Source organism: Paenibacillus sp. F4 (assembly GCF_002894905.1).
In the GTDB taxonomy this organism is placed as follows: domain Bacteria; phylum Bacillota; class Bacilli; order Paenibacillales; family Paenibacillaceae; genus Paenibacillus; species Paenibacillus polymyxa_B.
On the sequence record NZ_POVS01000018.1, the window covers coordinates 26485 to 51337 of the forward strand.

Below are 24853 nucleotides of genomic sequence, written 5' to 3' on the forward strand. Positions count from 1 at the left end.
ATGGATCTCCTAACAGTTTGTCCGGCTACGTCGTCCAACGGAACCACACCTCTCTGTTGTATCGCCTAATCATAATATGGCCAGGATTCCGAGGAAATATACATTAGTGGACACGAGCTTTCGTTTTTTTCTTCCATTTGCGATTATGGTTGGCGGTCTCCGGAAAAGAATCGCCTCTTTCCAGCGTTACTTGCTGCGGATTTTGGATTTCAGTATGGAAGCTCTTTTCTCCGACCTCCATGTATACGCCGTCGTTTGGGACCTTATCCCCTGGTTCGAACTCCGTCTTTTCACCCATACGGTGGTGCCTCCTTAGATAAATGAATTTGAACTGCAACGGTTATTGTGCGCTGTCTTGAACAGAAACATGCGAAACCGGGTATACAGATACTGAGTGAATCAAATGATTTCCTTTATATATGCGAAATTTTTGATGTTTTATAAAATTGTATACAGCTAATGATATGCAGTGTATTTAGCCGTATTAGGCTTGTGTATTGAATTTGTAGGTTGCATTCAGTTGCTCGATTTGGTAAACTGTTTTAGTGCGAGCTTAGGCTCGTTCCTTGCTCTCAACTGAGATTGAGGGCCTTATGTCCATAAGGAGGTGTAAAGAATGCGCAAATATGAAGCGATGTATATTATTCGTCCTGACATTGAACAAGAAGCTGTTCAAGCGACAGTCGATAAATTCCAAGGTATCATCTCTAACGGCGGTGGCGAAATTACGAGTCACGATGTAACTAAACGCCGTCTTGCGTATGAGATCAAGAAATTCCGTGATGGTTCTTTCGTTCTGGTAAACTTCACAGCAGAACCTGCTGTTGTTACTGAGCTTGAGCGTATCATGAAAATTTCTGACGAAGTAATTCGTTATCTCATTACGAACGACGTAGCTTAATTATTGTACGTGATTATGTAATGAACAACGCTCAAAGGAGGGGATTGGATTGTTGAACCGTGTCATTCTGATCGGTCGTTTGACCAAAGATCCAGAGCTGCGCTATACACCGTCTGGTGTAGCAGTAACCCAGTTCACCCTGGCTGTAGACCGTCCGTTTACGAGTCAAGGCGGTGAACGGGAAGCGGATTTCTTGCCGATCGTAACCTGGCGTCAGCTTGCTGAAACATGCGCTAACTATCTTCGCAAAGGTCGTTTAACGGCTGTTGAAGGCCGTGTTCAGGTGCGTAATTATGAGAACAATGAAGGAAAACGTGTATACGTGACTGAAATTGTAGCTGATAATGTGCGTTTCTTGGAATCTAACCGCGATGGCGGTAACGGTGGCGGCAATAGCGGTGGAGCTGCGCGTGAGGAGTCTCCTTTCGGAGGCGGTAACAGCAATAGTGGACGCGGGAATAATAACTCGCGAAACAATCAGGATCCTTTTTCCGATGACGGAAAACCGATCGATATTTCGGATGATGATTTACCATTTTAATTGGGAAAGGACTGACAAAGAATGGGCTTCAGACAAAGAGAAGGCGGAGACGATAACAAAAGACCAGCTCGTCGTGGTGGTCGCAACAAACGTCGTAAAGTATGTTTCTTCACTGTGAACAAAATTACTCACATTGACTATAAAGATACAGACCTGCTTAAAAAATTCATCAGCGAACGTGGAAAAATTCTTCCTCGTCGTGTGACTGGAACAAGCGCGAAATATCAACGTATGTTGACAATCGCTGTTAAACGTTCCCGTCAAATCGCATTGCTTCCTTACACTACTGAATAGTAGTGGGTGGAAAAAAAAAGACGTTCCCGATCCCGGGAATGTCTTTTTTTGTGATCTTTTATATTGACAACAAGTGCCATCTATTGTAACTTACTAATAATACAATCCATGTTTACCCATAAACCATAGTATACCTTTTAATGGCTTGTGAAATTGCAAGCTCCTCAACTCGCCAGAGTAAACAATTTAGCCTTCCGAAATGTTATTTTATATTACATGGAATTCTGTTTTTTATCATTTCCCACAAGTGAAATTCATAAACTTTACATAAATAGATGTTTTGCATTTTTATATTACATAAAAAAAGATATTGACGTGATATTATTTTACACTTAAGATAAACCTTAATAAAAATGTAATGGTTGTTAACGCACAAAATTGACCAGAGGTCTAAAACACGTGTTTACGCTATTAAGACAGTAAGGAGGATGTGCAAACTTCATTTTCAAACCTCAAGCTTTAACGAATCACCGCAGGAATGAGACAGGCTGTTAAATAAAGAACCGACTAAGGGGGATTAACAGGATGATGCAGACGAAGAAATGGGTTTCTTTGCTTATGATGCTTACGATCGTTGGTGTTCTGTTTGCAGGATGTAGCGGAGGTGCCAATGAGGCACAGCCACAGCAAGGCAATGCGGACAAAAAAACAGAGGGAAATGAAGGAAGTGCACCTGTTACGGAGGGCGTTATTAAAGCAACTGATCTGTCGCAAAATCCTCCGGGAGCGACTAATCGGAAAGATAACATTGTAGTAGGTATGACATCACCTAAAGGGGTATTTAACCCGCTATTCTGGCAAACGACTTACGATTTATATGTAGTCAGAACAGTATTTGATTCCTTCTTACAGGTGAAGGCGGATGGTACATATGAAAATAGCTTGGCTGACAAGGTTGATGTATCGCCAGATGGTCTAAAATATACATTCCATCTGAAACCAGGCGTGAAGTATAGTGACGGTACCCCAGTAACAGTGAAGGATTATGCCTTTGTTCTTAAGGTGCTGCATGATCCGAATTATGATGGAGAAACGGATGTATTGTCTTTTAAGATTAAAGGCGGTAAAGAGTATCACGATGGCAAAGCAAATGATATCTCGGGGATCAAGGTCATTGATGATAATACAGTAGAGGTCACCGTTACAGAAGCAACAGCGTATACAAAGGATTTTCTGGGTGAGCAATACTTCATGCCAGAAGCTTATTATGGAAAAGGGTTCAAAAAGGGTAACCTTGACAGCATCAAGGCGCTTAATAATAAGCCGATCGGCTCTGGTCAGTATGTACTGAAGAGCTTCTCCCCAGGTCAACAAGTCGTTCTTGAAGCGAATCCAAACTACTTTAAGGGCGCACCAAAGGTGAAATCAGTTATTTTTAAAACAACAACAGAAGAAACGAACCTGTCTATGCTGCAAACAGGTGAAACGGACATGGATAACATCACAGTTACGGAAGACAATGTAGAGGAATTAAAGGCGTTGGGCTTCTTGGACGTGAATATTATGCCGACAAACGGCTATGGATATATTGCGTTTAATCACAAGGAAAAGAAATTTCAGGACCCTAAAGTACGTCAGGCTCTAACAATTGGCTTAAACCGTAAGGAGATTGTGCAGGGCGTGTATGGTCCATATGCGAATGTTATTAACATTCCACAATCTACAGAATCTTGGTCTTATACGGATGAAGGTATCAACAAATATGAATTTGATACAGCTAAGGCGAAGGCTTTGCTGGATGAGGCAGGCTGGAAGGTTGGTGCTGACGGAATCCGTGAGAAGGACGGCGAAAAGCTGACCATTAACTTCTCTGCAACTGCTGATAATCCAGTAGTAGAGGCCTTACTGCCGATCATGTCCAATAACTATAAGGAGCTAGGCATCAAGCTGACTTCCGAAACTTTAGATTTTAACGCCATTATGGATAAAAAGGATACGGGCAAGTTTGATATGTTCTTCGCGGCTTGGGGCTTAACTCCAGACCCGGATACAACGACTTTTATTACGAATGGTGCACAAAATGATATCGGCTATTCTAATAAGAAGGTCGATGAACTAACGCTTGCTGGTAAGCATGAGCTGGATCAAGAAAAACGCAAACAGATTTACAAACAGCTCTATCAAGAGCTAAACAAAGATCTGCCAACTATTTTTATGTACCAACGCAGAGATATGTGGCCAGTTAATGGACGTGTAACCGGCTTGGAAATTACACCATACAAAGATTTTGAGTTCACTCTGCATAACGCTCAGATCGCTCAATAAGGGTTGCCAATCGTATGCTCAGCTCTCACGAGCTGGGCATATCACTTTATTCGTCTGGAGGAATGAATATGAAGCAGTACATTATTCGAAGACTGCTGCAACTCATCCCCACACTTATTGGCATATCCATTATCGTATTTGCGATTTCAGCCATGGTGCCGGGTGATTATATTACAGCCAAGCAGAACCCGAATATGACGGCCGAAAAGGCGCAGCAGCTACGACATATCTACGGGCTGGATAAACCGGAATACCAACGCTATTTTATATGGGCCGGTAATATGTTAAAGGGGAATATGGGGGATTCATTACAGCATAAGCAGCCGGTAACGAAGGTCATTGGCAATTATGTATGGAACTCATTTATTATCGCTTTTTTTAGTCTTATTTTTAGCTGGTTGATTGCGGTTATTGCAGGGGTATTTTCAGCCAAGTTCCAATATTCGTTATTCGATAAGTTTGTCACATTATTCATTTTCTTATGTATGTCGCTGCCTTCATTTTTTATTGGTCTATTGGTCATCAAAATATTTGCCCTGGAGTGGGGAATTCTCCCGGTTGGGGGCATGACCACAGCAGGGATGGAGCCAGGCTCGTGGGCTTATATGGTGGATGTTCTCAAGCATATGTTCCTGCCGACACTCGTACTTACGATGCTGAGCACAGGAAGCCTGACCCGGTATTTCCGTACAGGCATGCTTGAGGTCATCCGTCAGGATTATATTCGTACCGCACGCGCCAAAGGCCTGAAGGAGCGTACGGTTATTTTCAAGCACGCACTGCGCAATGCACTGATTCCAGCCATCACACTACTCGGCTTCGAGCTTCCGGCCTTATTTGGTGGGGCGATGATTCTGGAGAAGGTATTTGTGTGGCCTGGTGTGGGCCAGGTCTATCTGGAGTCGATCAGTATGCGTGATTATCCGTTTATGTTGGGCTTTACGATTTTCTTAGCGGTACTTACGCTTATCGGTAATTTGCTCTCTGATGTATTGTATGGCATGGCAGATCCAAGAATTCGCTTGAAGTAGGAGGGATACTATTGTCCGCAGAAACAGTCACGATTGAAACGAATCAAAAGGCGGCGATCCGTCCTGAAGCGTCTCCATGGAGAATCGCCGTTCGCCGTTTTAACCAAAACCGTCTGGCTTTGGCTGGTCTCGTTATATTAATTCTGATGGTTACCATTTGTATATTTGGACCGATGATTTCACCTTATCATTTAGATGATTACAAGCTAGCTGACAAAAATTTATCGCCTAATGCTAAGTACTGGCTTGGTACGGATAAGTTTGGTAGAGATATTTTGCTGCGTACGATGCTGGCCGGCCGTATTTCCTTGACGGTGGGACTGGTCGCTACGTTTATTTCGGTCATGATCGGAGCGACGTTGGGTGCGCTGGCAGGATTTTATCGTAAAGGCGTGGATACGGTTATTATGCGGATTGCCGATATTTTCATGGCACTCCCTACATTACCACTGCTTATTATTTTAGGTGCTGTTCTGTCGGATTTGAAGGTCGATCCGTCGAATCGCATTTATTTTCTGATGCTCATTATCGGGGTCCTGAGCTGGACTAGCTTGTCCCGTCTGGTCAGGGGGCAGATTCTTACGCTGCGTGAACAGGAGTTCATGCAAGCGACGGAAGCGCTAGGCTTGAGAGACCGCCGCAAAATATTCCGACATTTGCTGCCGAACACGATTCCTACCATTATTGTCACGGCTACGCTTGGAGTAGCGGGTGCGATTATTACAGAATCTGCGCTCAGTTACTTGGGAATCGGCGTTGTGCCGCCCACACCTTCGTGGGGGAACATGATATCGGCTGCGAATAACCTAATTGACTTCCGCAAACGGCCTTGGATATGGGTCCCACCGGGAATGTGTATTCTCATTACAGTTGTAGCGATTAACCTGATTGGCGACGGTTTGCGTGACGCGCTGGACCCTAAAATGAAGAAGTAGGAGACGAACGTTTATGGAAAATGCTTTGATTGAATTTCGTAACCTGAAAACCCACTTTCATACCTCTAACGGAACTGTCAAAGCGGTCAATGACGTCAGTTTTAAAATTCGTGAGGGTGAAACGCTCTGTGTGGTAGGAGAATCAGGCTGCGGTAAGAGTGTAACAGCGATGACGATGATGCGGTTGATTGATTCTCCCCACACCTCAGACGGACAAATCTGGTTTGAGGGCAAGGACCTCCTAAAACTCAATAAAGGTCAAATGCAGCAGATTCGCGGCAATGACATCTCGATTATTTTTCAGGAGCCGATGTCTTCTCTGAATCCCGTGCTTACGATTGGGGAACAGATCACGGAGCCGTTGCTGATGCACACATTAATGAGTAAAAAAGAAGCACATGCTCGGGCAATTGAGCTAATTAATTTGGTGGGGATTTCGCGGTCGGAAGAAATATTCCATTCCTATCCTCATGAATTGAGTGGCGGTATGCGCCAGCGGATCATGATTGCCATCGCATTAAGCTGTAATCCGAAGCTATTGATTGCAGATGAACCGACAACGGCACTGGATGTTACGATTCAGGCACAGATTCTGGATTTAATGCGGGATTTGAAGGATAAGCTTAAAACGTCCATTATGCTCATTACGCACGACTTGGGCGTCGTGGCAGAAATGGCTGATTATGTGGTCGTTATGTATGCTGGAAACGTCATTGAAGAGGCACCTGTCATTGAGCTGTTTAAAAATCCGCAGCATCCATATACTCAAGGCTTATTAAAGGCGAAGCCCGTCATTAATCAGAAAATGGATCGACTCTATTCCATCCCAGGACAGGTTCCAAACCCGATTGAGCTGGGAGAAAATTGCCATTTTCATGATCGGTGCTCCCATTGTATGCAAATTTGCAAGGATCAGGCTCCTCCTTTGAATGAAAAGGAGAATGGTCATAAGGTTGCCTGCTGGCTATATGAGAAAGAAGGAGGGCAACGGATATGAGCGAGCCTTTGATTCAAGTGGAAGGGCTGAAAAAGTATTTCCCGATCACAGGCGGGATTTTTCAGCGTACTGTCGGACATGTGAAAGCAGTCGATGATGTATCCTTTAACATTCATAAGGGTGAATCCTTCGGTCTGGTAGGAGAATCGGGTTGCGGCAAAAGTACGATTGGACGTACGATTCTCAGATTGATGGATAAGACAGAGGGATCGGTACGATATAAAGGCGAGGATTTGCACGCGTTAAACAAAGAGCAGATCCGTGCGCTTCGTCCGAAGTTGCAAATCGTCTTTCAGGACCCTTTTAGCTCACTGAATCCGAGAATTAAGGTCGGTGAAGCCATTGGAGAGGCATTGCTGGATCATGGGTTGATTGATCGTAGTGAGCTGCGGAAGAAGGTCAATGAAACGCTGAACATTTGCGGGCTGTCCTCGTATCATTATGATCGGTATCCGCATGAGTTCTCTGGCGGCCAGCGTCAGCGGATCGGGATTGCACGGGCTTTGATTTTGAATCCTGATTTTATTGTGGCTGATGAGCCGGTATCTGCTCTAGATGTGTCTATTCAGGCCCAGATTATTAACTTATTAAGTGATTTGCAGCAGGAACGCCAATTGACCTATCTGTTCATCTCGCATGATCTAAGTGTAGTCGAGCATCTGTGTAGCCGGATTGGCGTGATGTATCTGGGTTCAATGGTAGAGCTTTCCTCTAAGGAGGAACTGTTCAGTAATCCGCTTCATCCGTACACGAAGGCGCTGCTATCGGCAGTACCGATTCCCGATCCCACGATCAAGAGACAACGGATTGTGTTGAAAGGGGACATCCCATCTCCGGCCAATCCGCCTTCAGGATGCAAGTTTCATACACGTTGTCCTATGGCAGAAGCACGTTGTAAAACAGAGACTCCGGTATATCGGGATGCGGGCGATCAGCATTTTGTAGCCTGTCACTTTGCCTAAAATATAATAATTAGGAAGCAAAATATCCGTCATCCTGAAAGCAGAATTGACGGATATTTTGGCGTGGAATAAAAAAGGTAAAAAAATTGTATCTTTTTTTCGAAAAATTGCAGACAAAATGGATTTTTCATCGTCTAATAAAGTATGGAGGTTATTACGATGATGAAAAAACATTGGTTACGTTGGGCTATTGTCGTCCCGGTACTTATTATATTGATTTTTATTACGCTTGGACCCCGCCTGTTGATCGGAAAGCCGAATGTGGATGCAGAGGCTGCGGTGCTGATGGACATGCATACTGGGGAATTACTGATGGATGTGAACGGCGATACGCCTATGCCTTCCGCAAATATGTCCAAGCTCATGACCGAGCTATTGGTGCTAGAGGATATTCGGACCGGACGGTTAGGCTGGAATGATGAAGTGCGAATTAGCCGTTACGCGAGTACGGTGGGCGGTGTAAATCTCTCCCTCCGGTATGGTGAAAGGATGACCGTATCCGAATTGTTCCAGAGTATGGTTGTGTATTCAGCGAATGATGCCGCTGTCGCGTTAGCGGAGCGTTCAGCAGGGAATGAATCAGCTTTTGTGAAGCGTATGAATGGAAAAGCTGCCCAAATTGGGTTGTCATCCGATAGTCGCTTTAGCAATGCGTCTGGGGCAGGTCAGAGTGAGCTGGGGCCGAATCACCCTGAGGATATTCAGGGAGAAACGAAAATGACAGCAAGCGACACGGCAAAGTTGGCCTCCTATTTGATTACGTCACACCCGGAGATTTTGAGAACGTCCAGTCGTACACAAATGGAGTTGAAGGATAAAGGCATCTACATTAGTAATACGAACTGGATGCTGCCTTCCTTGGCTGGACCGTACTCTTACGCGGGAACGGACGGACTGAAAGCAGGGTACACAAGCGATGCTGGATACTGCTTCACGGGCACAGCTGAGCAGCATGGAAGACGGCTAGTTGCTGTGGTGCTGGGTGCACCGAGCAAGGAAGAGCGTTTTGAGCAGACACGGAAGTTGTTCGATTATGGTTTTTCCCTGTCGACTTCTTTCCCGGTGAGACTGCAAAATTTGGTGAAGCTGGCTCCACATTAGGGCAAAAAATGACTTTGAAAGCTACATAGGATACGGATATAAACATGAATTGGGGCTTTGACCGTGAGGTCGAAGCCTTTTTTGGTATGAATTCGAGGAGCTGACCACGCCATGACACTTTTGACAACAAGGTAGTAGACCTTTTATGCTTTGAGGGGAAGTTTCAGCTTCATGTGGGACCAATTTGGTTTAATGAAGAGATGGGATTTGTGACGGAAAGAAGGAAGGTACCTGTTATGGAGAGAAGACATAAGAGAAGGACCAGTGGAAAGCCCAAAAAGAAAAAGAGGTTTACCGCTCTATATATTTCATGTATTGTTTTATTTTTGATTGCAGTGGGAGGCTACCTGTTCCGCAAACAGCTGACACTGGTGGCTTTTGATTGGTTTGTATCACCGACGTTGGAAAGCAAGCTGGAGAAATCTTATCAGCCGCGACAATCCGGGGAACAGCAGCAGCAAGAGACAGTAGCTTACCGTAAGGAACCCTTTTCGGTGCTGTTACTGGGTACAGATCAAAGGCCAAATGAAAAGGCGCGTGGTCGTTCGGATACGGTTATGTATGCAGTAGTACGGCCCGCGGAATCGCGTGTGCTTTTGGTTTCCATTCCAAGGGATACGTACGTACAGATTGCCGGACATGATCCGAATCGCGATGGCGAGGATGATTTTGATAAGTTGGGGCATGCTTATGCGTTCGGAGGCGAAGATATGTCCGTGGCTACAGTAGAGAAGTTGATGAAGCATAAGGCCGATTATTATGCTACGATTAATTTCCAGGGTATTCAGGAGGCGGTGAATGCAGTGGGTGGAGTTGTGCTTCCAATCGACAAGCCCATTGAGAATAAGAACCCGCTACATATCAAGTTCCGTATTGAGGCGGGCAAGCCGCTTTATAATGGTGAGGAAGCCATGTATTATGTTAGATATCGGGAAGATAGCGACTTCAACCGTACAAAACGGCAGCAAATATTTTTGAACGCTATGGCGGATAAGCTGCTGAATATCGACGGAATTACCAAGATCCCGGAGCTGCTCGATATTATGGGAGCCAATTTTAAAACCGATATGGAACCTACTTTTATTACTGGGCTTGGCAAGCAAGCTATTTCGCAGGGGAATCCACAAATTTCAAGTTTTACGATTACGGGGGAAGGGTTCAAGAAGAAGGGCCTGTATTATGACCGGGCTAATGAACAGGAACTTGAATATGCCAGACTCATGATTGCCAACTGGCTAGATTCCGATACAACCCCGCAGACGCTGAGGCTTCCCGACAAGCAGGACATTCAGTGAATAATCAATTGATTTATATTTGATTTTGAGGGGGATTCGTTTCTCATGAACATCGCTTTTTTCTTGCTTCCCAAACAAGAAGTTGCTTGTGTAACGGCGGATGCTACTTTACGGCAAACGTTGGAACGGATGGAATATCACCGTTTTACAGCAGTTCCTATTTTGGATAAGGAAGGTAGATATACAGGTACAGTTACAGAAGGTGATCTGTTGTGGCATATGAAAGAGTCCGAGGGGAAAATCACCTTTGAAAACGCTTCTAAGTTTATGCTTAAGGACGTTCCGTTGCGGGTTACGATGAAGCCCGTATCCATTGACGCCAACATGGAGGATTTAATTAATTTGGCTAAGGTACAGAACTTTGTGCCCGTTGTAGATGATATGGAACGGTTTATTGGCATTGTACGTCGCAGCCAGATTATTGAGTATTGTGAAAAATTTGTATCCAGGGAATCGCTTAATACTTCAAGCTAAAATAAGCAGCAAAGCTGCTCCGAAAATAACGATTTATCCTATGGGGTAACAGTTATTTTCAGAATAGGATATGCTATAATGGAGAATAAAGCTTTTTCAGAGGGGTGTGACTCTTCATCATATGCCTAAAGAAATGGATGTAGTTAAACGAGCCAAGGTTATTGAATGGCTTAAAACAGAGGTGCTTGACCAAGTTTCCCGTCTGTTTAAGGCGATGTGGGAAGGCAGTACAGCCCGCATTGGTGATTGTTTGGCGAGTTTGGTGATGAGCAGCTATATTTTGGGGAGGCGCCTTGGAGTGTCTTACCGTGAATTGGATGATCTACTCATCGACAAGCTAAGAAAGCACAGAAAAGAAGGACACCAGCTGGAGGATTGGTATCAGGACATTTCCGCACTGGAAGAACATATGCGTAAGAGGTGAAAACGTTGAAATTCCGCTTGGCAACTGTAGCATGGAGCGTCATTTATTTGCTTCTGCTGCTGACTCTATTGACACCATTAAGAATCATTACCGTATTTTTGCTGATTGTGCCTGGCGCTGTATTGTTTTCATCGCTGCCTTTCAAAGGATTTCTGGTCCACGTCATACCGGTGCTGTTAATTATAGCGCTACTCGATGTGTATTCGCTGCTCCCTGCGATTTATTTTCTGATTCCTTCAATAATGATGGGACGGATTTATAAAAAGGGAGGACCTGCTTTTCAGGCGTTGATGACCGGAATGGGCATTATTTTAGCCGAGTTGTTGGTTGTTCTGTTTATCGCTACGTATTCTTTTGGGTTTGATCTTTCGCAGTACCTTCGTGATCAGGCCGCGATATCGGCAAGTATAGTACAGCAGGTTTTGAGTGCTAATCCGATGTTTTCGAACATGAATTGGACAGCGGAGGATACGCAGAAACTCGGTACAATGCTGATTGGAAAAATTCCGTATGTGCTGATCATGACCTCGTTCATATTGGCGGTGATTACGCATGCTTTGGCACGTCCGGCATTGAGCAGTCTCGATGTACCGGTACGCAAAATGAAGCCTGCTCGCGAGTGGAGGCTACCGCGCGCGCTGATCTGGTATTATCTGCTGGCAATTGTAATTGAATGGATAGCAGGGTCTTCCGATAGCAGCTGGATTCAAATGGTTTCCATTAGTATGCTACCGCTGATTCATGCATGTTTTATTATCCAGACAATTGGTTTTGTATACTTCTGGACGCATAGCCGTAAAATGAGCCCGGTGATTGCGTTGCTGCTGTCGCTCGTCGTTCTGGTGTTCCAGCCGCTCCGCATTATAGGTATTATTGATTTGGCCTTTCCGCTGCGTGAAGCAATTACAAGATCAAAGAAATAGGGTGAACAGTCATGCCTAAATTTCTACAAAAACGCTGGCACGGTTATCAGACGGTCTGGGCGTTTTTACTGCTGCTGGTGCTTGTCATATGTATTTCCATGTACAACTGGGAACTGGGTGTGATAGGACTGCTGCTGTCATTCTTGCTCGGCGGGCTGATGCTGAAGACGGAATTGGATTTTCGTCGGGAGCTGAATCAATATATCAGCGGTCTTTCCTTCCGGATCAAGCGGGTGGAAGGGGAAGCGATTAGTGCATTGCCGTTCGGCATCATTTTATACAGTGAAAATCGAACGGTAGAATGGCACAATCGGTTTGCCGGGGAGATGTTCGAGGAGCAATCACTGATTGGTGAGTCTCTTCAAGATTTGTTCCCTCAACTCGCAGGTGCTCTAAGCACCAAGAAGGAACCAAAGGAGCCTGCTCGTGAGCTGAAGGTGGAGCTACAGCATGATGAGCGTCATTATCAGTTTCTGATCGTGCCCGATGAGCGTCTGATATATTTGTATGAAGTCACGGAGTTGGCGGTGCTACGCAAGCAGTATGAAAACGAGCGGTTGGCGCTCGGTATCGTCATGCTCGATAATATGGACGAGGCTGCTCAGGGGATGGACGATCAGCAACGCACCGCGCTTATTGCGAAGGTGTCAAGCGAGATTACATCCTGGGCTAATCAGTACAATATTTATTTGCGTCGATTATCTTCTGAGCGTTATCTCATTATGCTAAATCATAAAGCGCTTCAGGAGCTGGAGCAAAGTCGATTCGTCATTCTGGATACCGTAAGGGAAATGACGGCGGATTTGAAAGTACCGATGACACTGAGTATTGGCTTGTCCTTCGGTGCAGAGAGCATCAAGGAGCTAGGCGAGCTGGCCCAGTCCAGTCTGGATATGGCGCTTGGACGTGGGGGCGATCAGGCAGCAGTGAAGGCGGGACAACGCCTGTCCTTCTACGGAGGCAAGTCCAATGCTGTCGAGAAGCGGACCAGGGTACGTGCCCGAGTCATTGCACATGCATTGCGTGATCTGATGCAGGAGAGCGACCGCGTGCTGATCATGGGACATAAAATACCGGACATGGATGCAGTGGGAGCGGCCATCGGTGTGTGGAAGGCTGCGGCGCTTTACAATGTAGAGGCACATATCGTGCTGGATAAATCCAATCCGTCTATAGACCGAATGATGGAGCAGGTAAACAAGGATGAGAAGTTATCGCAAGCGCTCATGACGCCAGAGCAGTCGCTCCAGCTAATGACTGAGCACAGTCTGCTGGTCGTGGTGGACACGCACAAGGCCTCAATGACGATTGAGCCGCGTCTGGTGCAAACGGCCAGCCGGGTGGTGGTTGTCGACCATCATCGTCGGGGCGAGGAATTTATTAACGATTCGGTTCTGATCTACTTGGAGCCCTATGCGTCATCGGCCTGTGAGCTTGTGACCGAGCTACTGCAATATATCCATGAGAAGGTCCAACTGACACCGCTGGAGGCAACATCACTGTTGGCAGGGATTACGGTGGATACCAAGCATTTTTCCCTGCATACAGGCTCGCGTACATTCGAGGCAGCCGGCTTTTTACGACGTAGCGGGGCAGATACAGTTATGATCCAGCGCATGTTAAAAGAGGACCTGGATGAATATATTGCTAAGGCGGAAATTATTAAGCATGCTAAAATGATATATGGGCATATCGCAATTGCGGTGACAGAGCCCGGACAGAAAATACCGCAGCTCCTGATTGCTCAGGTGGCGGATTCATTACTCAATATGACGGATGTACTGGCCTCCTTTGTGGTCAGTGAACGTCCTGACGGCCTGGTGGGGATCAGCGCCCGTTCACTCGGACGCATGAACGTACAGGTCGTCATGGAACGGCTAGGCGGCGGAGGACATCTGACGAATGCGGCGGTTCAGCTGGATTGCCCGCTGGAGGAAGCTAAGCGCAGAGTGGTCGACGTGCTGGCCGAAATTGATGGGGAAGAGGGGTTATTTGAATGAAAGTGATATTCATTAAAGATATGAAGGGCCAAGGGAAGAAGGGGCAAATTAAGGAAGTGTCGGACGGTTATGCAGCGAATTTCCTGTTGCCGCGTGGTGTTGCCCGTCCAGCGACAGAAGGAAACATGAAGACGCTGGAAAATCAGAATGCTGCGGAGGAAAAGCGTAAGCAAGAGGAAAAGGAAGAGGCGCAAGCGCTCGGCAAAAAGCTGGAAGAGACAACGGTTCAGCTCAAGGCGAAGGCTGGTGAAGGTGGACGGCTGTTCGGCGCGATTACAAGCAAGCAAATCGCGGAGGCAGTAGCTAAAACTGGCATCAAGCTGGACAAACGCAAAATTGAGTTGGAAGAACCGATTCGTACGTTGGGCGTGACTCAAATGACCGTTAAGCTTCATCCTGAGGTCAAAGCTACGCTGAAAGTACAGGTGACTGAAGAATAATTATGGGCGGCGAATTTTTTGATCGGATTCCTCCGCAAAATCTGGAGGCTGAACAGGCGGTTATCGGGTCTATTTTGCTCCAGTCTGAAGCACTGATTACCGCAATGGAGCGGGTGCAGACCGAGGACTTTTATGATAAGGCTCATCAGATGATTTACGAAGCAATGATTGAGCTGGGTGAATCCGGACAGCCGATTGACTTGGTTACGCTGACCTCGAAAATTCAGGACAAGGGACAGCTAGAGGATATCGGCGGTGTCAGTTATCTGGCGAAGCTGGCTCACGGGGTGCCAACAGCGGCTAACGTGGATTACTATGCCCAGATCATTGAAGAAAAAGCGATGCTTCGTCGCTTGATTCGTGCAGCTACACAGATTGTGAGCGAAGGCTATAGCAGTGGCGAGGATGTCGCTGGTATGCTGAGCGATGCTGAGCGCAAGATTATGGAGATATCCAACGGGCGCTCAGGTAGTGGCTTTATTGCCATCCGCGATGTCGTGATGGAAGTGTTTGACCGCGTTGAATTGCTGCATCAGAATAAGGGCAATACGACCGGAATTCCATCTGGATTTGTTGATTTGGACAAGATGACGGCGGGTTTCCAGCGCAATGACTTGATCATTGTGGCCGCCCGTCCATCCGTAGGTAAAACAGCGTTCGCTCTGAATATTGCGCAAAACGTTGCAGTTCGGGCAAAAGAGACAGTAGCCATCTTCAGTCTGGAGATGTCGGCCGCTCAGCTCGTGCAGCGGATGATTTGCGCCGAGGCCAATCTGGACGCGAACGTCATGCGGACAGGTGAATTTAAAGGCGACGACGATTGGGCGAAGCTGACGATGGGCATTGCAGCCTTGTCAGAGGCGGAAATCTATATCGATGATACGCCCGGCATCACTGTGGCTGATATCCGTGCCAAATGCCGCCGTCTTAAAGCGGAAAAGGGACTGGGTATGATCGTAATTGACTACTTGCAGCTGATCCACGGACGAGGCAAAGCAGGCGAGAACCGCCAGCAGGAGGTATCCGAAATTTCACGGACATTGAAACAAATTGCTCGTGAGCTTGAAGTGCCTGTAATTGCCCTCTCCCAGCTGAGTCGGGGTGTGGAGCAGCGTCAAGACAAGCGGCCGATGATGAGTGACTTGCGGGAATCGGGTTCTATCGAGCAGGATGCTGATATCGTGGCGTTTCTGTACCGGGATGATTACTATAATCAGGAAACAGAAAAGAAGAATATTATTGAGATTATCATTGCCAAGCAGCGTAACGGCCCGGTCGGTACGGTAGAGTTGGTCTTTCTCAAAAATTATAATAAATTCGCTAATTACGAGCGTGCCCATTCGGATGCGTTCGCTGGATAACATATTAGTATCATTAGAAAAGGCCCTTTCGACGCGGATTTCGCGATCTCGAAAGGGTCTTTTTTATAGGATTCACGTATTTTCATATAAGGAATGAAACTCTCAATTACGAACAATACTATTTTCATGTAATATAATGTTCGCTTTTTATTTGACTTTAAAAAATGGTGCTGTTACACTTATAGTGCTGCTTCAACGCAGTGGGGAGATCATTACGCCCGGGGCTTTCCGAACCTACGGAATGTCTGCGACGGACGTTTTTTCCTGCTGTCCGAGAACGCTCCATATCTGCTCGCTCAGGCGGTTGAAGTCGGATATGCGTAGTGTGTCAGCTCAAAATCAGAGTGTCTGTGGGCACTCCACGGAGGAATGAAACATGTCAACTGTAGTCGTTGTGGGAACACAATGGGGAGACGAAGGCAAAGGTAAAATCACGGACTATCTGGCGGAAAGCGCTGAAGTGGTGGCCCGTTACCAAGGCGGAAACAATGCCGGTCATACGATTCTCATTGACGGTAAAAAGTACAAGCTGAGCCTGATTCCATCCGGCGTTTTTTATGAAGATAAAAAGTGTGTTATTGGCAACGGTATGGTAGTAAATCCAGCCGCTCTTATTGAAGAAATTACTTACATTCATGATAATGGCTTTTCCACAAAAAATCTGGTCATTAGTGACCGTGCACATGTGATTATGCCGTACCATATGACGCTGGATGTGCTGGAAGAAGACCGCAAAGGTCCTAACAAAATTGGTACTACCCGTAAAGGGATCGGCCCTGCTTATATGGATAAAGCTGCACGTAACGGTATTCGTATTGCTGATTTGCTGGATGCAGAGGAATTCGAAAAGAAGCTGCGCCATCAAACGAAAGAAAAAAATCAAGTGATTGAACAAGTATATGGCGGCGAGCCATTGGATGTAGAAGCAATACTGAAACAGTATCTGGAATATGCTGAATTTATCCGTCCTTATGTAGGAGATACGTCTGTCGTGTTGAATGATGCGATTGACGCAAATCAAAAGGTACTGTTTGAAGGTGCGCAAGGCGTTATGCTCGATATCGACCAAGGTACGTATCCATACGTTACGTCCTCCAACCCGTCGGCTGGCGGCGTATGTATTGGTTCCGGTGTGGGACCATCCAAGATTCAACAAGTCATCGGTGTAGCTAAATCGTACACAACTCGTGTAGGTGATGGACCCTTCCCAACTGAGCTGAACGATGAAGTCGGCGATTACATTCGTGAAACAGGTCATGAGTACGGTACGGTTACAGGTCGTGCTCGTCGTGTTGGCTGGTTTGACAGCGTCGTTGTGCGTCATGCCCGTCGTGTCAGTGGGTTAACGGGTCTTTCCTTGAACTCGCTGGACGTATTGACTGGCCTGAAAACGGTGAAAATTTGCACAGGTTACAAGTACCGCGGCGAGGTGATTACGCATTATCCGGCTAGCCTGAAAATGCTGGCGGAATGCGAAGCGGTATATGAAGAAATGCCGGGTTGGAGCGAAGACATCACTGGTGTGAAAACGCTGGAGGAACTGCCTGAGACTACACGCAATTACGTACAACGCGTGTCTGATCTGACAGGTATCCCAATCGCTATTTTCTCGGTTGGGCGTAATCGCGATCAAACAAATCAGGTGCTTCCGATTTATTTGTAGGACAAGAATGATATAGCTATTGATACATGTTCAAGGAGAGAGGCTGTTAGCAGCCTCTCTCTTTTTTTGTTCTGTGAAGTGTTAAATGGTTCCTCCCCCTTTACATAATCTTATCTTCCTTGTCGATTTGTGATAACAAACCCTCTCTATAATCCAAATAGAAAAGAGATTCGGACGTCTAGACGTCTTGAGAGGGATGAATTATGAACTGGTATCTTCGCTCACTCGGCACACGCAAAATTGTGGAATTCATCGTGCTTGTCATTTTCGTCATTTTTTTTCTGGGGCCTCTAACCAATCTTCTCCTTTTGGCGGTTTCGGGAAAATGGCAGTATCCTGCACCGCTCCCGCAGAGCTTGTCACTGGAATGGTGGAAGTTTGTACTTACCCAGGATGATGTACTCAGCTCGATTTCTCTATCCTTCCTGATTGCGATTACCGTTACGGTCTGCTCAATCATCGTATGTATTCCTGCTGCTTATGCCTTTGCACGAATTTCTTTCCCGCTCAGTAAGTGGTTTCTTTTCTCATTCCTGCTTACGCATGCTTTTCCGAAAATGGGTTTGTATGTGTCCATTGCCGTACTATTCTACCAATTCGGGTTGATGAACACCTTTGCAGGCATTGTGCTTATCCATATGGTAAACACGCTCATGTATATGACCTGGATTCCTTCCTCTGCCTTCCGCAGCGTACATCGTGCACAGGAGGAGTCAGCGCGGGATGCCGGAGCCGGACCATTTCGGGTGTTTTGGAAAATCACCTTTCCTATGGCGCTGCCCGGCATTGTGGTTGCCTCCATCTTTACCTTTCTTGCTTCACTGGATGAAGCACAGGGAACACTTCTTGTCGGAACGCCGGACTATAAAACAATGCCAGTCATCATGTATTCCATCATTGCTGATTATCCGAGCACAACGGGTGCTGTTTTCTCAGTCATTCTTACTCTGCCAACGATCATTCTGCTATTGGCAGCCAAGCGTTTTGTAAGTGCGGATGTACTGGCAGGCGGATTTCAGGTGAAATAACGTAACTGGTCAAAAGAGGAGTTTGCAAAATCCTGAAAAAGGAGTCTTAGCTAATGCCCATTCAATTATCCATTCAAGAGTTAACCAAGCGCTTCAAGACAGGAGACGGAGTCAAAGGCATTTCACTTGACGTGATGAAGGGAGAACTGGTGACACTGCTGGGACCTTCAGGCTGTGGTAAAACAACTGTGCTTCGCTCCATTGGCGGCTTTTTGGACCCGGACAGTGGCGACATTCAGATTCAGGGTAAAAGCGTACTCAAGCTGCCGCCCGAAAAGCGTCCGACGGCTATGGTGTTCCAAAGTTATAATTTGTGGCCGCATATGACCGTGTATGACAACCTGGCTTTCGGGTTGAAGATTCGAAAGGTGAAGAAGACAGAAATTGACCGTCAGGTGAAGGAAGCGCTAGCGCTGGTTCGGCTAGAGAGCGCAGATCGTAAAACGCCGGGACAGCTCTCGGGCGGTCAGCAGCAGCGGGTAGCACTCGCTCGGGCTTTGCTGCTAAAGCCTGATGTATTGCTGCTGGACGAGCCTTTTTCCGCGCTTGATGCCAAATTGCGCATGGAGATGAGAGAGGAGCTGCGCGATATCCAGACCCAGACAGGAATGACGATGGTGTTCGTCACCCATGATCAGGAGGAGGCGCTGTCCATTTCCGACCGAATCGTCGTTATGAATGCGGGCCGGATTGAGCAGCTCTCTTCACCGCAGGAGATTTATGACAAGCCACAGTCACTTTTTGTAGCGGGTTTTATTGGCCGTATCAATTTATTAAAGGGGGTGAGCACAGGTCGCAGTGTCTCTGTGAGCGGAATACCGTTTGCACAAGAGCATGAATACACAGGTGAATCCATGGTTGGTGTAAGACCAGAGGATATTGTTCTGACGTCGGAAGAAAATGGCTCTCTAGCCGGAACGATCAGACAAGTGATGATTCTTGGGCATTATGCGGAAGTTTCGCTGGATAGCGGTACCCATCATCTGAAAATGTTTGTGCCGCGTGAACGAGCGGCCGAGCTGCGCAGTGGAGAGCACATCAGATTCAGCTTCAGTAAAATTGTTACTTTTCCAGCAGCACAATGAAGATTCACGATCAACCTCTATATCGCATCAATGTCCATCACGAACGCATCATCTGGTGATGCTGCGAACTTGTGCAACTATCTAAAGGAGGCAACAACGTGTTTGGGAAAAAGAATATGGGTCTGGTTTTGGCAGGGGTACTTAGTTTATCGTTGTTGGCTGGCTGTGGAAACGGTGGTAATGCCGCCACGGCTACAGGGGAAGCCAAGTCTACAAAAGTGGGAGCCGCTACGGGAACGACGGAAATTTCCTTGTACACTGGAGGGTCTCTGAACGTCAAAGAGCTGTGGGAAACGTTAATCAAGGACTTTGAAGCTAAAAATGATCACGTTAAGGTCAAACTGGTGTATTTGCCAGCAGGGACCGGAGGCGCATCTACACTGGATCGTCTGATCGCAGCCAAGAAAAGCGGACAAACCGATACAGATATCGACCTGTACGAAGGCAGTCTGGATGACATCACCAAGGGGGTAGGCGAGAAACTGTGGGAAACGGTGGACGCTACCAAGGTTCCAAATTTGAAGAATGTGGATGAAACGTATCTCAAGCAGGTGAACAATCAGGCCATTCCATACCGTGCCTCTTCGGTTGTTCTTGCCTATAACAGTGCAAAAGTAGCGACACCTCCGAAAACAGCCGACGAGCTGTATACATGGATTCGCCAGCATCCGGGCAAGTTTGCCTATAATGATCCGTCTACAGGTGGATCAGGTAGCTCGTTTGTGAATACGGTTATCTATAATTTCCTTCCTCCAGAGGCGATGAACAGTGATGATCCGGCAAATATGAAAAAATGGGATCAAGGCTTCTCGCTGCTCAAGGAACTGGGCCCTTCAATGTACCAAAAAGGAGTCTACCCTAAGAAGAATCAAGGTACGCTTGATATTTTAGCAAGTGGAGAGGTAGACATGGTCCCAGCCTGGTCTGATATGGCGCTCGAACAACTGGCTAAAGGGCTGCTTCCAGACACGGTGAAGCTGACACAAATTGACCCTGCCTTTACAGGAGGACCTTCTTATCTGATGGTTCCTTCACTTTCCTCCAAAAAAGAAGCAACCCAGGAATTCTTGAATTATATACTGACGCCCGAAGCGCAAACGGTGGTTATTAATAAAATGTATGGCTATCCAGGGATTAAGTGGAATCTGATGCCAACGGAGCTGCAAGAGAAATTCAACAGTGTATCTTCTGGATATCGCAGCTTTAACAGCGGAGAGCTTCAGCAGGAAATCTACAAACGCTGGCAAAGTGAAGTAGCGGGCGGTTGAGCATGAGTTCATTGTCTAAAAGGGGGATGCTGGGGCTTGCCCTGGTCATCCCGTCTTTTCTCATTTTGCTGGTCGTCGTTATTATTCCGATTCTCTATGCCGTGAAGGAAAGCTTGATTGATCAATATGGAACGGGCTACGGACTGGCCAACTATATTCGGCTGTTCACGGAACCTGCCATGCGTAGAAATATCATGTATACGATTAATGTCACGTTAGTCTCAACGGCCCTTACTCTGGTCATCAGCTATGCTTTGGCGATTTATCTGAGATTCGGCAAAGGGGTTATCGTGAAGTGGATAGGTCGGTTGTATTTTATTCCGATGTTTGTTCCCGGTGTAATTGCAACGTATGCGATCATTACGATGTATGGCAATCACGGTTGGGCTGCACGTCTTTTGCTGCCGCTCGGCATTGAGACGATTCCGAGGATTATTTATGACTACAAAGGGCTGGTGCTGGCTAATTTGTGGTTCAACATTCCGTTCGCAACCATGTTGCTCAGCTCGGCACTTGCCAGCATTCCAAACGCTGTCGTCGAAAGCGCCAGAGATGCCGGAGCCAGCACGATGCAGCTGTTTGGGCGCTTTATTTTACCCCTTTCCTACAAAACGATGTGGGTTGCGGTGACCTTCATTTTCATGGGAATCATGGGCAGCTTTACGGCTCCTTTCCTGATCGGTGCCAACTCGCCGCAGGTGCTGGGTGTTGCGATGCAGCAGGTGTTTTCCAGCTATCAGGAGACGCATACGGCCAGTGCAATGGCAGTGTTTATGTTTTTACTGTGTTCTTTTATGGGCTACTTTTATATTCGGACAATGGTGAAGGATGCGGATGCCAGCTAGACCGCCGTTATACACTAAGGAGGTTACAGGGATGAACAGCCAAGCAGAGGTGCAAATTACCGGGTTTAGTGGGCGAGTATGGGAAAAGGATCTGCTGGATTGCGGTTATCGGATTGCCTTACACAAGGCGGAGGTTGAGCTCAGCCCGGGAAACGGGTTCCGGTTTAGGTTCTCCATGCCAGAAGACGGATACGCGGAGCTTGATCTGTTCGCCAGATCAGACAGTGACTGGGCTGCGACAGATCGAGAATCTGCTTTCGTACGCCTCTACCTGAATGAAGCCTATAATCAAGATGTCATTTTGTACTATGGCAGCAGTCAGGGAGTGTATACCCGTTTGTTAGGATATTTAAAAGAAGGCGATTATGAGGTCTATGCCGAATTTCGCGAACTGGAATCGGCTCCGCTTGTATCTCGAGCATGGATCGACGGTGTTGAACTACGCTGCGTGGCTGATTCCTCTCCAAGATCGCTGATTTATCGCCATACCCCGCTTTTATATGGCCGTAATCTGTCACATCCTTATGAGAATCGCTTTACGGATACACCACTTGTTTTGTTCTATTCCGTGGAAGGGAATGAGGAGAAGACAGTCATTGAATACCAGATGATGTTCAGCCATGAAGATGAAGGAACGCCTGCGCCGCTGCTTATGAGCAAATGGGGAAGAACCACCGATATCGAATGGATGTACCGCGTCGAGCTGGATGCAAGGGGTAATGTTCTGGAAGCTGTTTTCCAGGGGGCACATCATATTACGACTGCGTTTAATGGCAATTATGATCTGGGCGGGCATCCTGTTCTCCAAGCCGCAACAACCAACGGAAACTTTAAGGATGACATTTCATCGGACTATCGTTTTATGCTACCGCCTGCTTTCCATTGGAAACCAGAGGAAGAGCCACGTGAGGCGGTCATGAGCCGTTTTCCTTTTGCCTATCAGGTCACTGGGTGGGAGATGGAACGTCAGCAGGAGCTGGAAATGCCGTCACAAGCGTCTTCCATTGCACTTGCACACCAGCGTAGCTATGTGTTTATCCAGACTTCCAAACGCCCCTTGCGGGATTCGGGCAGAGAATCGGCTCCAGCGTCCAAGCCGGGCTTCAATCGGCGTGAGGAAGATGCCTGTGTCGATGTCCAGCTTCGTCTTCATGGCTCGGAGCAGTGGTATTCATCATGCCATCATGATCTGAGACTGGGGGATTTTAGAGCCGCTTATGAGGGGGCAGAGTCACATTTTTCTACCACGATCAAGCTATCTGGAGAGGCAGTGCTTGAGGATATAGCTGAAATCAGAGCCGTATTGCTGGAAGGCGGTGCGGACAGCATGGAAGTGGCCGGACTGTGTGCTTTTACGTTAAACGAGGATAATCTGCCGCAGTTTCCGGGTATTCGTACAGACCGGGTAATTGAGCTGACGCGGCTTCAACCCGTGGGTGTTTTATGGACAGCCGACAAGGACGTGTCGGGTGATGAAGAACATCCTTTGAATGATATGGTGAAGCAAGTTGTGGATGAACCGTCCAGCCAGGATGAGCAGTCATGAGCAGGCTGCTGTATGTGGAGGGAACGGTCGACAGAACCTGCACCCAGAGCCATATTACGTACTCTTTCCATATTCCACAGCCGACTGAAACGATCCGTATTCACTTCTCTTACACGCCCAAGTTATTGAAAGATCAAGAGCAAGCACGAGAAATCATTGAGGAAAGCATGAGCAAGTACGGATACGACGAGCCGGGGCATTCATCCGATCTATGGAAGAAGTATGTACCGCTGCAAAATTTATTAACGCTGTCTGTCGATGATCCTCTCCGTCACCGGGGAAATGCACACCGTCCCGAGATGCAGCAGGAGCATTGGCTCGGTTCGTCTGCGGCCTCGCCGGGATTCCTCGCAGAAGATAATCCGGCGGGCATGTGGCGGATTACGGTCAGTCTGCATGCCGTTGTGACCGAGACGCTTGCCTACCAAATTCATGTATTGGGGGAGGAAGCGACATATGCTTAAATGGATTCCAGCTGAGCTTCACACCCATACGCTTCACAGCGACGGAAAGCAAACGTTGGAGGAGCTTGTTCAAAGCGCAGTGAATCTGGGGCTTGAATGCATCGCTATGACAGATCACAACACGCAATCGGCACTTGCGGATCAGGAACGGGTTCAGCGGCAGTTCGGTCTCCCGATCATTCCAGGGATGGAGTGGACGACCTTTTACGGGCATATGCTGACGCTTGGGGTTGACCGCTTTATCGACTGGCGTGTGCTGGGACCAGATGACATCCATGAGGGGATTCGGCAGGTGCATGAGCAGGGAGGCATTGCAGGGATTGCCCATCCGTTCAGGATCGGAAGTCCGATCTGTACGGGGTGCTTTTGGGAATACACGATTCAGGATTGGCATGAGGTGGATTATATAGAGGTCTGGTCAACGCTTATGCCATCTATTAAGCGGGATAGCCAGCGGGCGTTTGCCATGTGGACCGATTTGTTGAATCAAGGGTATCGCATCACTGCGGTAAGCGGTCGGGACTGGCATGTGTCTAAACCGGATGATGCACTTCCGGCTGTTACGTATCTGGGGGTTCATGATGAAGCAGAAGAGCGAGAAGGTTTAGCAGACCGGGCAGTTGAGGCGATTCGCCACGGTTCAGTGTCAGTTACGATGGGACCGTTACTGACGATGTGGGCACAGATTAAGGACAGAGAACATCGTTATCACATCGGCGAATGTATGGAGCTGACTGTAAAGGATTCACTATCGGTGACGGTTCAATTGGATGTGGAAGCAAGAGCATCCCATTATAACCTAAAGCCTCAGAATCTTCGTCTTCTGCTGACAAGTAGTCACGGAATATGCTCCGAGATTCAGATCCCTGCTCACACAGGAGAATATACGCTGTCATTGCAAGATCCGCTAGGTAAGGGCTGGATACGAGCAGAGCTTTACGGCTGCATGGAAGACTGCGTGATGATGATTGCTTTTACGAATCCGATTTATATGGCTTAACACAATAGAA

25 protein-coding genes are annotated in these 24853 nt (G+C 47.1%); 24 read left to right on the plus strand and 1 reads right to left on the minus strand.

Features of this window, described 5'->3' with window-relative positions; translation table 11 throughout:
* Positions 1-103: 103 nt before the first annotated feature.
* Positions 104-298 (minus strand): YjzC family protein, encoded by a 195-nt coding sequence (locus C1T21_RS21740; protein ID WP_013312803.1) that lies wholly within the window; start codon positions 296-298, stop codon positions 104-106.
* Positions 299-616: 318 nt separating this feature from the next.
* On the opposite strand from C1T21_RS21740, the gene rpsF reads away from it, so the two are divergent.
* From rpsF to C1T21_RS21860, 24 genes are all read left to right on the plus strand, one after another.
* Positions 617-901, plus strand: coding sequence for a 30S ribosomal protein S6 (gene rpsF, locus C1T21_RS21745; protein WP_013312802.1), 285 nt, complete (start codon positions 617-619; stop codon positions 899-901).
* Between the two features lie 49 nt (positions 902-950).
* Entirely contained in the window at positions 951-1442 is a 492-nt protein-coding gene (ssb, locus tag C1T21_RS21750) for a single-stranded DNA-binding protein (protein WP_013312801.1), read from the plus strand.
* Positions 1443-1463: 21 nt separating this feature from the next.
* On the plus strand, positions 1464-1736 hold the full coding sequence (rpsR, locus tag C1T21_RS21755; protein WP_013312800.1) for a 30S ribosomal protein S18: 273 nt from the start codon (positions 1464-1466) through the stop codon (positions 1734-1736).
* 525 nt (positions 1737-2261) lie between these two features.
* Positions 2262-4001 (plus strand): ABC transporter substrate-binding protein, encoded by a 1740-nt coding sequence (locus C1T21_RS21760; RefSeq protein ID WP_103049712.1) that lies wholly within the window; start codon positions 2262-2264, stop codon positions 3999-4001.
* Between the two features lie 68 nt (positions 4002-4069).
* Positions 4070-5032, plus strand: a complete 963-nt coding sequence (locus C1T21_RS21765; protein ID WP_061830440.1) for an ABC transporter permease — start codon at positions 4070-4072, stop codon at positions 5030-5032.
* An 11-nt stretch (positions 5033-5043) separates the two neighbouring features.
* A complete protein-coding gene (opp4C, locus tag C1T21_RS21770; protein ID WP_103049713.1) occupies positions 5044-5967 on the plus strand; it encodes an oligopeptide ABC transporter permease in 924 nt (307 codons plus the stop codon).
* A gap of 13 nt (positions 5968-5980) precedes the next feature.
* Positions 5981-6964, plus strand: a complete 984-nt coding sequence (locus C1T21_RS21775) for an ABC transporter ATP-binding protein (protein WP_023991142.1) — start codon at positions 5981-5983, stop codon at positions 6962-6964.
* On the plus strand, positions 6961-7926 hold the full coding sequence (locus C1T21_RS21780; RefSeq protein WP_039272116.1) for an ABC transporter ATP-binding protein: 966 nt from the start codon (positions 6961-6963) through the stop codon (positions 7924-7926). The genes C1T21_RS21775 and C1T21_RS21780 overlap by 4 nt, the downstream gene beginning before the upstream one ends.
* A 159-nt stretch (positions 7927-8085) precedes the next feature.
* Positions 8086-9027 carry a D-alanyl-D-alanine carboxypeptidase family protein gene (locus tag C1T21_RS21785; RefSeq protein ID WP_103049714.1) on the plus strand — a complete coding sequence of 314 codons (942 nt, stop codon included), beginning with the start codon at positions 8086-8088 and terminating at the stop codon, positions 9025-9027.
* Between the two features lie 236 nt (positions 9028-9263).
* The gene (locus C1T21_RS21790) at positions 9264-10322 is read left to right on the plus strand and encodes an LCP family protein (protein ID WP_103049715.1); all 1059 of its coding nucleotides are present in this window, start codon (positions 9264-9266) and stop codon (positions 10320-10322) included.
* Between the two features lie 45 nt (positions 10323-10367).
* Complete coding sequence (locus C1T21_RS21795; protein WP_013312792.1) at positions 10368-10796, plus strand: CBS domain-containing protein; 429 nt, start codon at positions 10368-10370, stop codon at positions 10794-10796.
* A gap of 121 nt (positions 10797-10917) precedes the next feature.
* The gene (locus C1T21_RS21800) at positions 10918-11220 is read left to right on the plus strand and encodes a MazG-like family protein (RefSeq protein WP_013312791.1); all 303 of its coding nucleotides are present in this window, start codon (positions 10918-10920) and stop codon (positions 11218-11220) included.
* Between the two features lie 5 nt (positions 11221-11225).
* Positions 11226-12143, plus strand: coding sequence for a DUF2232 domain-containing protein (locus tag C1T21_RS21805; RefSeq protein ID WP_023991139.1), 918 nt, complete (start codon positions 11226-11228; stop codon positions 12141-12143).
* An 11-nt stretch (positions 12144-12154) separates the two neighbouring features.
* On the plus strand, positions 12155-14143 hold the full coding sequence (locus C1T21_RS21810) for a DHH family phosphoesterase (protein WP_103049716.1): 1989 nt from the start codon (positions 12155-12157) through the stop codon (positions 14141-14143).
* Positions 14140-14583 (plus strand): 50S ribosomal protein L9, encoded by a 444-nt coding sequence (rplI, locus tag C1T21_RS21815; protein WP_013312788.1) that lies wholly within the window; start codon positions 14140-14142, stop codon positions 14581-14583. The genes C1T21_RS21810 and rplI overlap by 4 nt, the downstream gene beginning before the upstream one ends.
* A gap of 2 nt (positions 14584-14585) precedes the next feature.
* Positions 14586-15944, plus strand: a complete 1359-nt coding sequence (gene dnaB, locus C1T21_RS21820; protein WP_013373892.1) for a replicative DNA helicase — start codon at positions 14586-14588, stop codon at positions 15942-15944.
* A gap of 376 nt (positions 15945-16320) precedes the next feature.
* Complete coding sequence (locus C1T21_RS21825; RefSeq protein ID WP_029518946.1) at positions 16321-17607, plus strand: adenylosuccinate synthase; 1287 nt, start codon at positions 16321-16323, stop codon at positions 17605-17607.
* Between the two features lie 203 nt (positions 17608-17810).
* Complete coding sequence (locus C1T21_RS21830) at positions 17811-18635, plus strand: ABC transporter permease (RefSeq protein WP_023991134.1); 825 nt, start codon at positions 17811-17813, stop codon at positions 18633-18635.
* A gap of 53 nt (positions 18636-18688) precedes the next feature.
* A complete protein-coding gene (locus C1T21_RS21835; RefSeq protein WP_103049717.1) occupies positions 18689-19720 on the plus strand; it encodes an ABC transporter ATP-binding protein in 1032 nt (343 codons plus the stop codon).
* Between the two features lie 98 nt (positions 19721-19818).
* Positions 19819-20988, plus strand: a complete 1170-nt coding sequence (locus C1T21_RS21840) for an extracellular solute-binding protein (RefSeq protein ID WP_103049718.1) — start codon at positions 19819-19821, stop codon at positions 20986-20988.
* A 2-nt stretch (positions 20989-20990) separates the two neighbouring features.
* Positions 20991-21833 (plus strand): ABC transporter permease, encoded by an 843-nt coding sequence (locus tag C1T21_RS21845; protein WP_103049719.1) that lies wholly within the window; start codon positions 20991-20993, stop codon positions 21831-21833.
* 31 nt (positions 21834-21864) lie between these two features.
* Positions 21865-23379 (plus strand): hypothetical protein, encoded by a 1515-nt coding sequence (locus C1T21_RS21850; RefSeq protein WP_103049720.1) that lies wholly within the window; start codon positions 21865-21867, stop codon positions 23377-23379.
* The gene (locus C1T21_RS21855; protein ID WP_103049721.1) at positions 23376-23843 is read left to right on the plus strand and encodes a hypothetical protein; all 468 of its coding nucleotides are present in this window, start codon (positions 23376-23378) and stop codon (positions 23841-23843) included. The genes C1T21_RS21850 and C1T21_RS21855 overlap by 4 nt, the downstream gene beginning before the upstream one ends.
* Positions 23836-24843 carry a CehA/McbA family metallohydrolase gene (locus tag C1T21_RS21860; protein ID WP_103049722.1) on the plus strand — a complete coding sequence of 336 codons (1008 nt, stop codon included), beginning with the start codon at positions 23836-23838 and terminating at the stop codon, positions 24841-24843. The genes C1T21_RS21855 and C1T21_RS21860 overlap by 8 nt, the downstream gene beginning before the upstream one ends.
* Positions 24844-24853: the final 10 nt, after the last annotated feature.

Coding starts and splice junctions, on each gene's coding strand:
- C1T21_RS21790 (WP_103049715.1), top strand. CDS start 9,264: ATGGAGAGAAGACATAAGAGAAGGACCAGTGGAAAGCCCAAAAAGAAA.
- C1T21_RS21800 (WP_013312791.1), top strand. CDS start 10,918: ATGCCTAAAGAAATGGATGTAGTTAAACGAGCCAAGGTTATTGAATGG.
- C1T21_RS21860 (WP_103049722.1), top strand. CDS start 23,836: ATGCTTAAATGGATTCCAGCTGAGCTTCACACCCATACGCTTCACAGC.
- C1T21_RS21780 (WP_039272116.1), top strand. CDS start 6,961: ATGAGCGAGCCTTTGATTCAAGTGGAAGGGCTGAAAAAGTATTTCCCG.
- C1T21_RS21855 (WP_103049721.1), top strand. CDS start 23,376: ATGAGCAGGCTGCTGTATGTGGAGGGAACGGTCGACAGAACCTGCACC.
- C1T21_RS21760 (WP_103049712.1), top strand. CDS start 2,262: ATGATGCAGACGAAGAAATGGGTTTCTTTGCTTATGATGCTTACGATC.
- C1T21_RS21775 (WP_023991142.1), top strand. CDS start 5,981: ATGGAAAATGCTTTGATTGAATTTCGTAACCTGAAAACCCACTTTCAT.
- C1T21_RS21740 (WP_013312803.1), bottom strand. CDS start 298: ATGGGTGAAAAGACGGAGTTCGAACCAGGGGATAAGGTCCCAAACGAC.
- rpsR (WP_013312800.1), top strand. CDS start 1,464: ATGGGCTTCAGACAAAGAGAAGGCGGAGACGATAACAAAAGACCAGCT.
- C1T21_RS21795 (WP_013312792.1), top strand. CDS start 10,368: ATGAACATCGCTTTTTTCTTGCTTCCCAAACAAGAAGTTGCTTGTGTA.
- C1T21_RS21830 (WP_023991134.1), top strand. CDS start 17,811: ATGAACTGGTATCTTCGCTCACTCGGCACACGCAAAATTGTGGAATTC.
- C1T21_RS21825 (WP_029518946.1), top strand. CDS start 16,321: ATGTCAACTGTAGTCGTTGTGGGAACACAATGGGGAGACGAAGGCAAA.
- C1T21_RS21810 (WP_103049716.1), top strand. CDS start 12,155: ATGCCTAAATTTCTACAAAAACGCTGGCACGGTTATCAGACGGTCTGG.
- rplI (WP_013312788.1), top strand. CDS start 14,140: ATGAAAGTGATATTCATTAAAGATATGAAGGGCCAAGGGAAGAAGGGG.
- C1T21_RS21850 (WP_103049720.1), top strand. CDS start 21,865: ATGAACAGCCAAGCAGAGGTGCAAATTACCGGGTTTAGTGGGCGAGTA.
- C1T21_RS21835 (WP_103049717.1), top strand. CDS start 18,689: ATGCCCATTCAATTATCCATTCAAGAGTTAACCAAGCGCTTCAAGACA.
- C1T21_RS21785 (WP_103049714.1), top strand. CDS start 8,086: ATGATGAAAAAACATTGGTTACGTTGGGCTATTGTCGTCCCGGTACTT.
- C1T21_RS21765 (WP_061830440.1), top strand. CDS start 4,070: ATGAAGCAGTACATTATTCGAAGACTGCTGCAACTCATCCCCACACTT.
- rpsF (WP_013312802.1), top strand. CDS start 617: ATGCGCAAATATGAAGCGATGTATATTATTCGTCCTGACATTGAACAA.
- C1T21_RS21845 (WP_103049719.1), top strand. CDS start 20,991: ATGAGTTCATTGTCTAAAAGGGGGATGCTGGGGCTTGCCCTGGTCATC.
- dnaB (WP_013373892.1), top strand. CDS start 14,586: ATGGGCGGCGAATTTTTTGATCGGATTCCTCCGCAAAATCTGGAGGCT.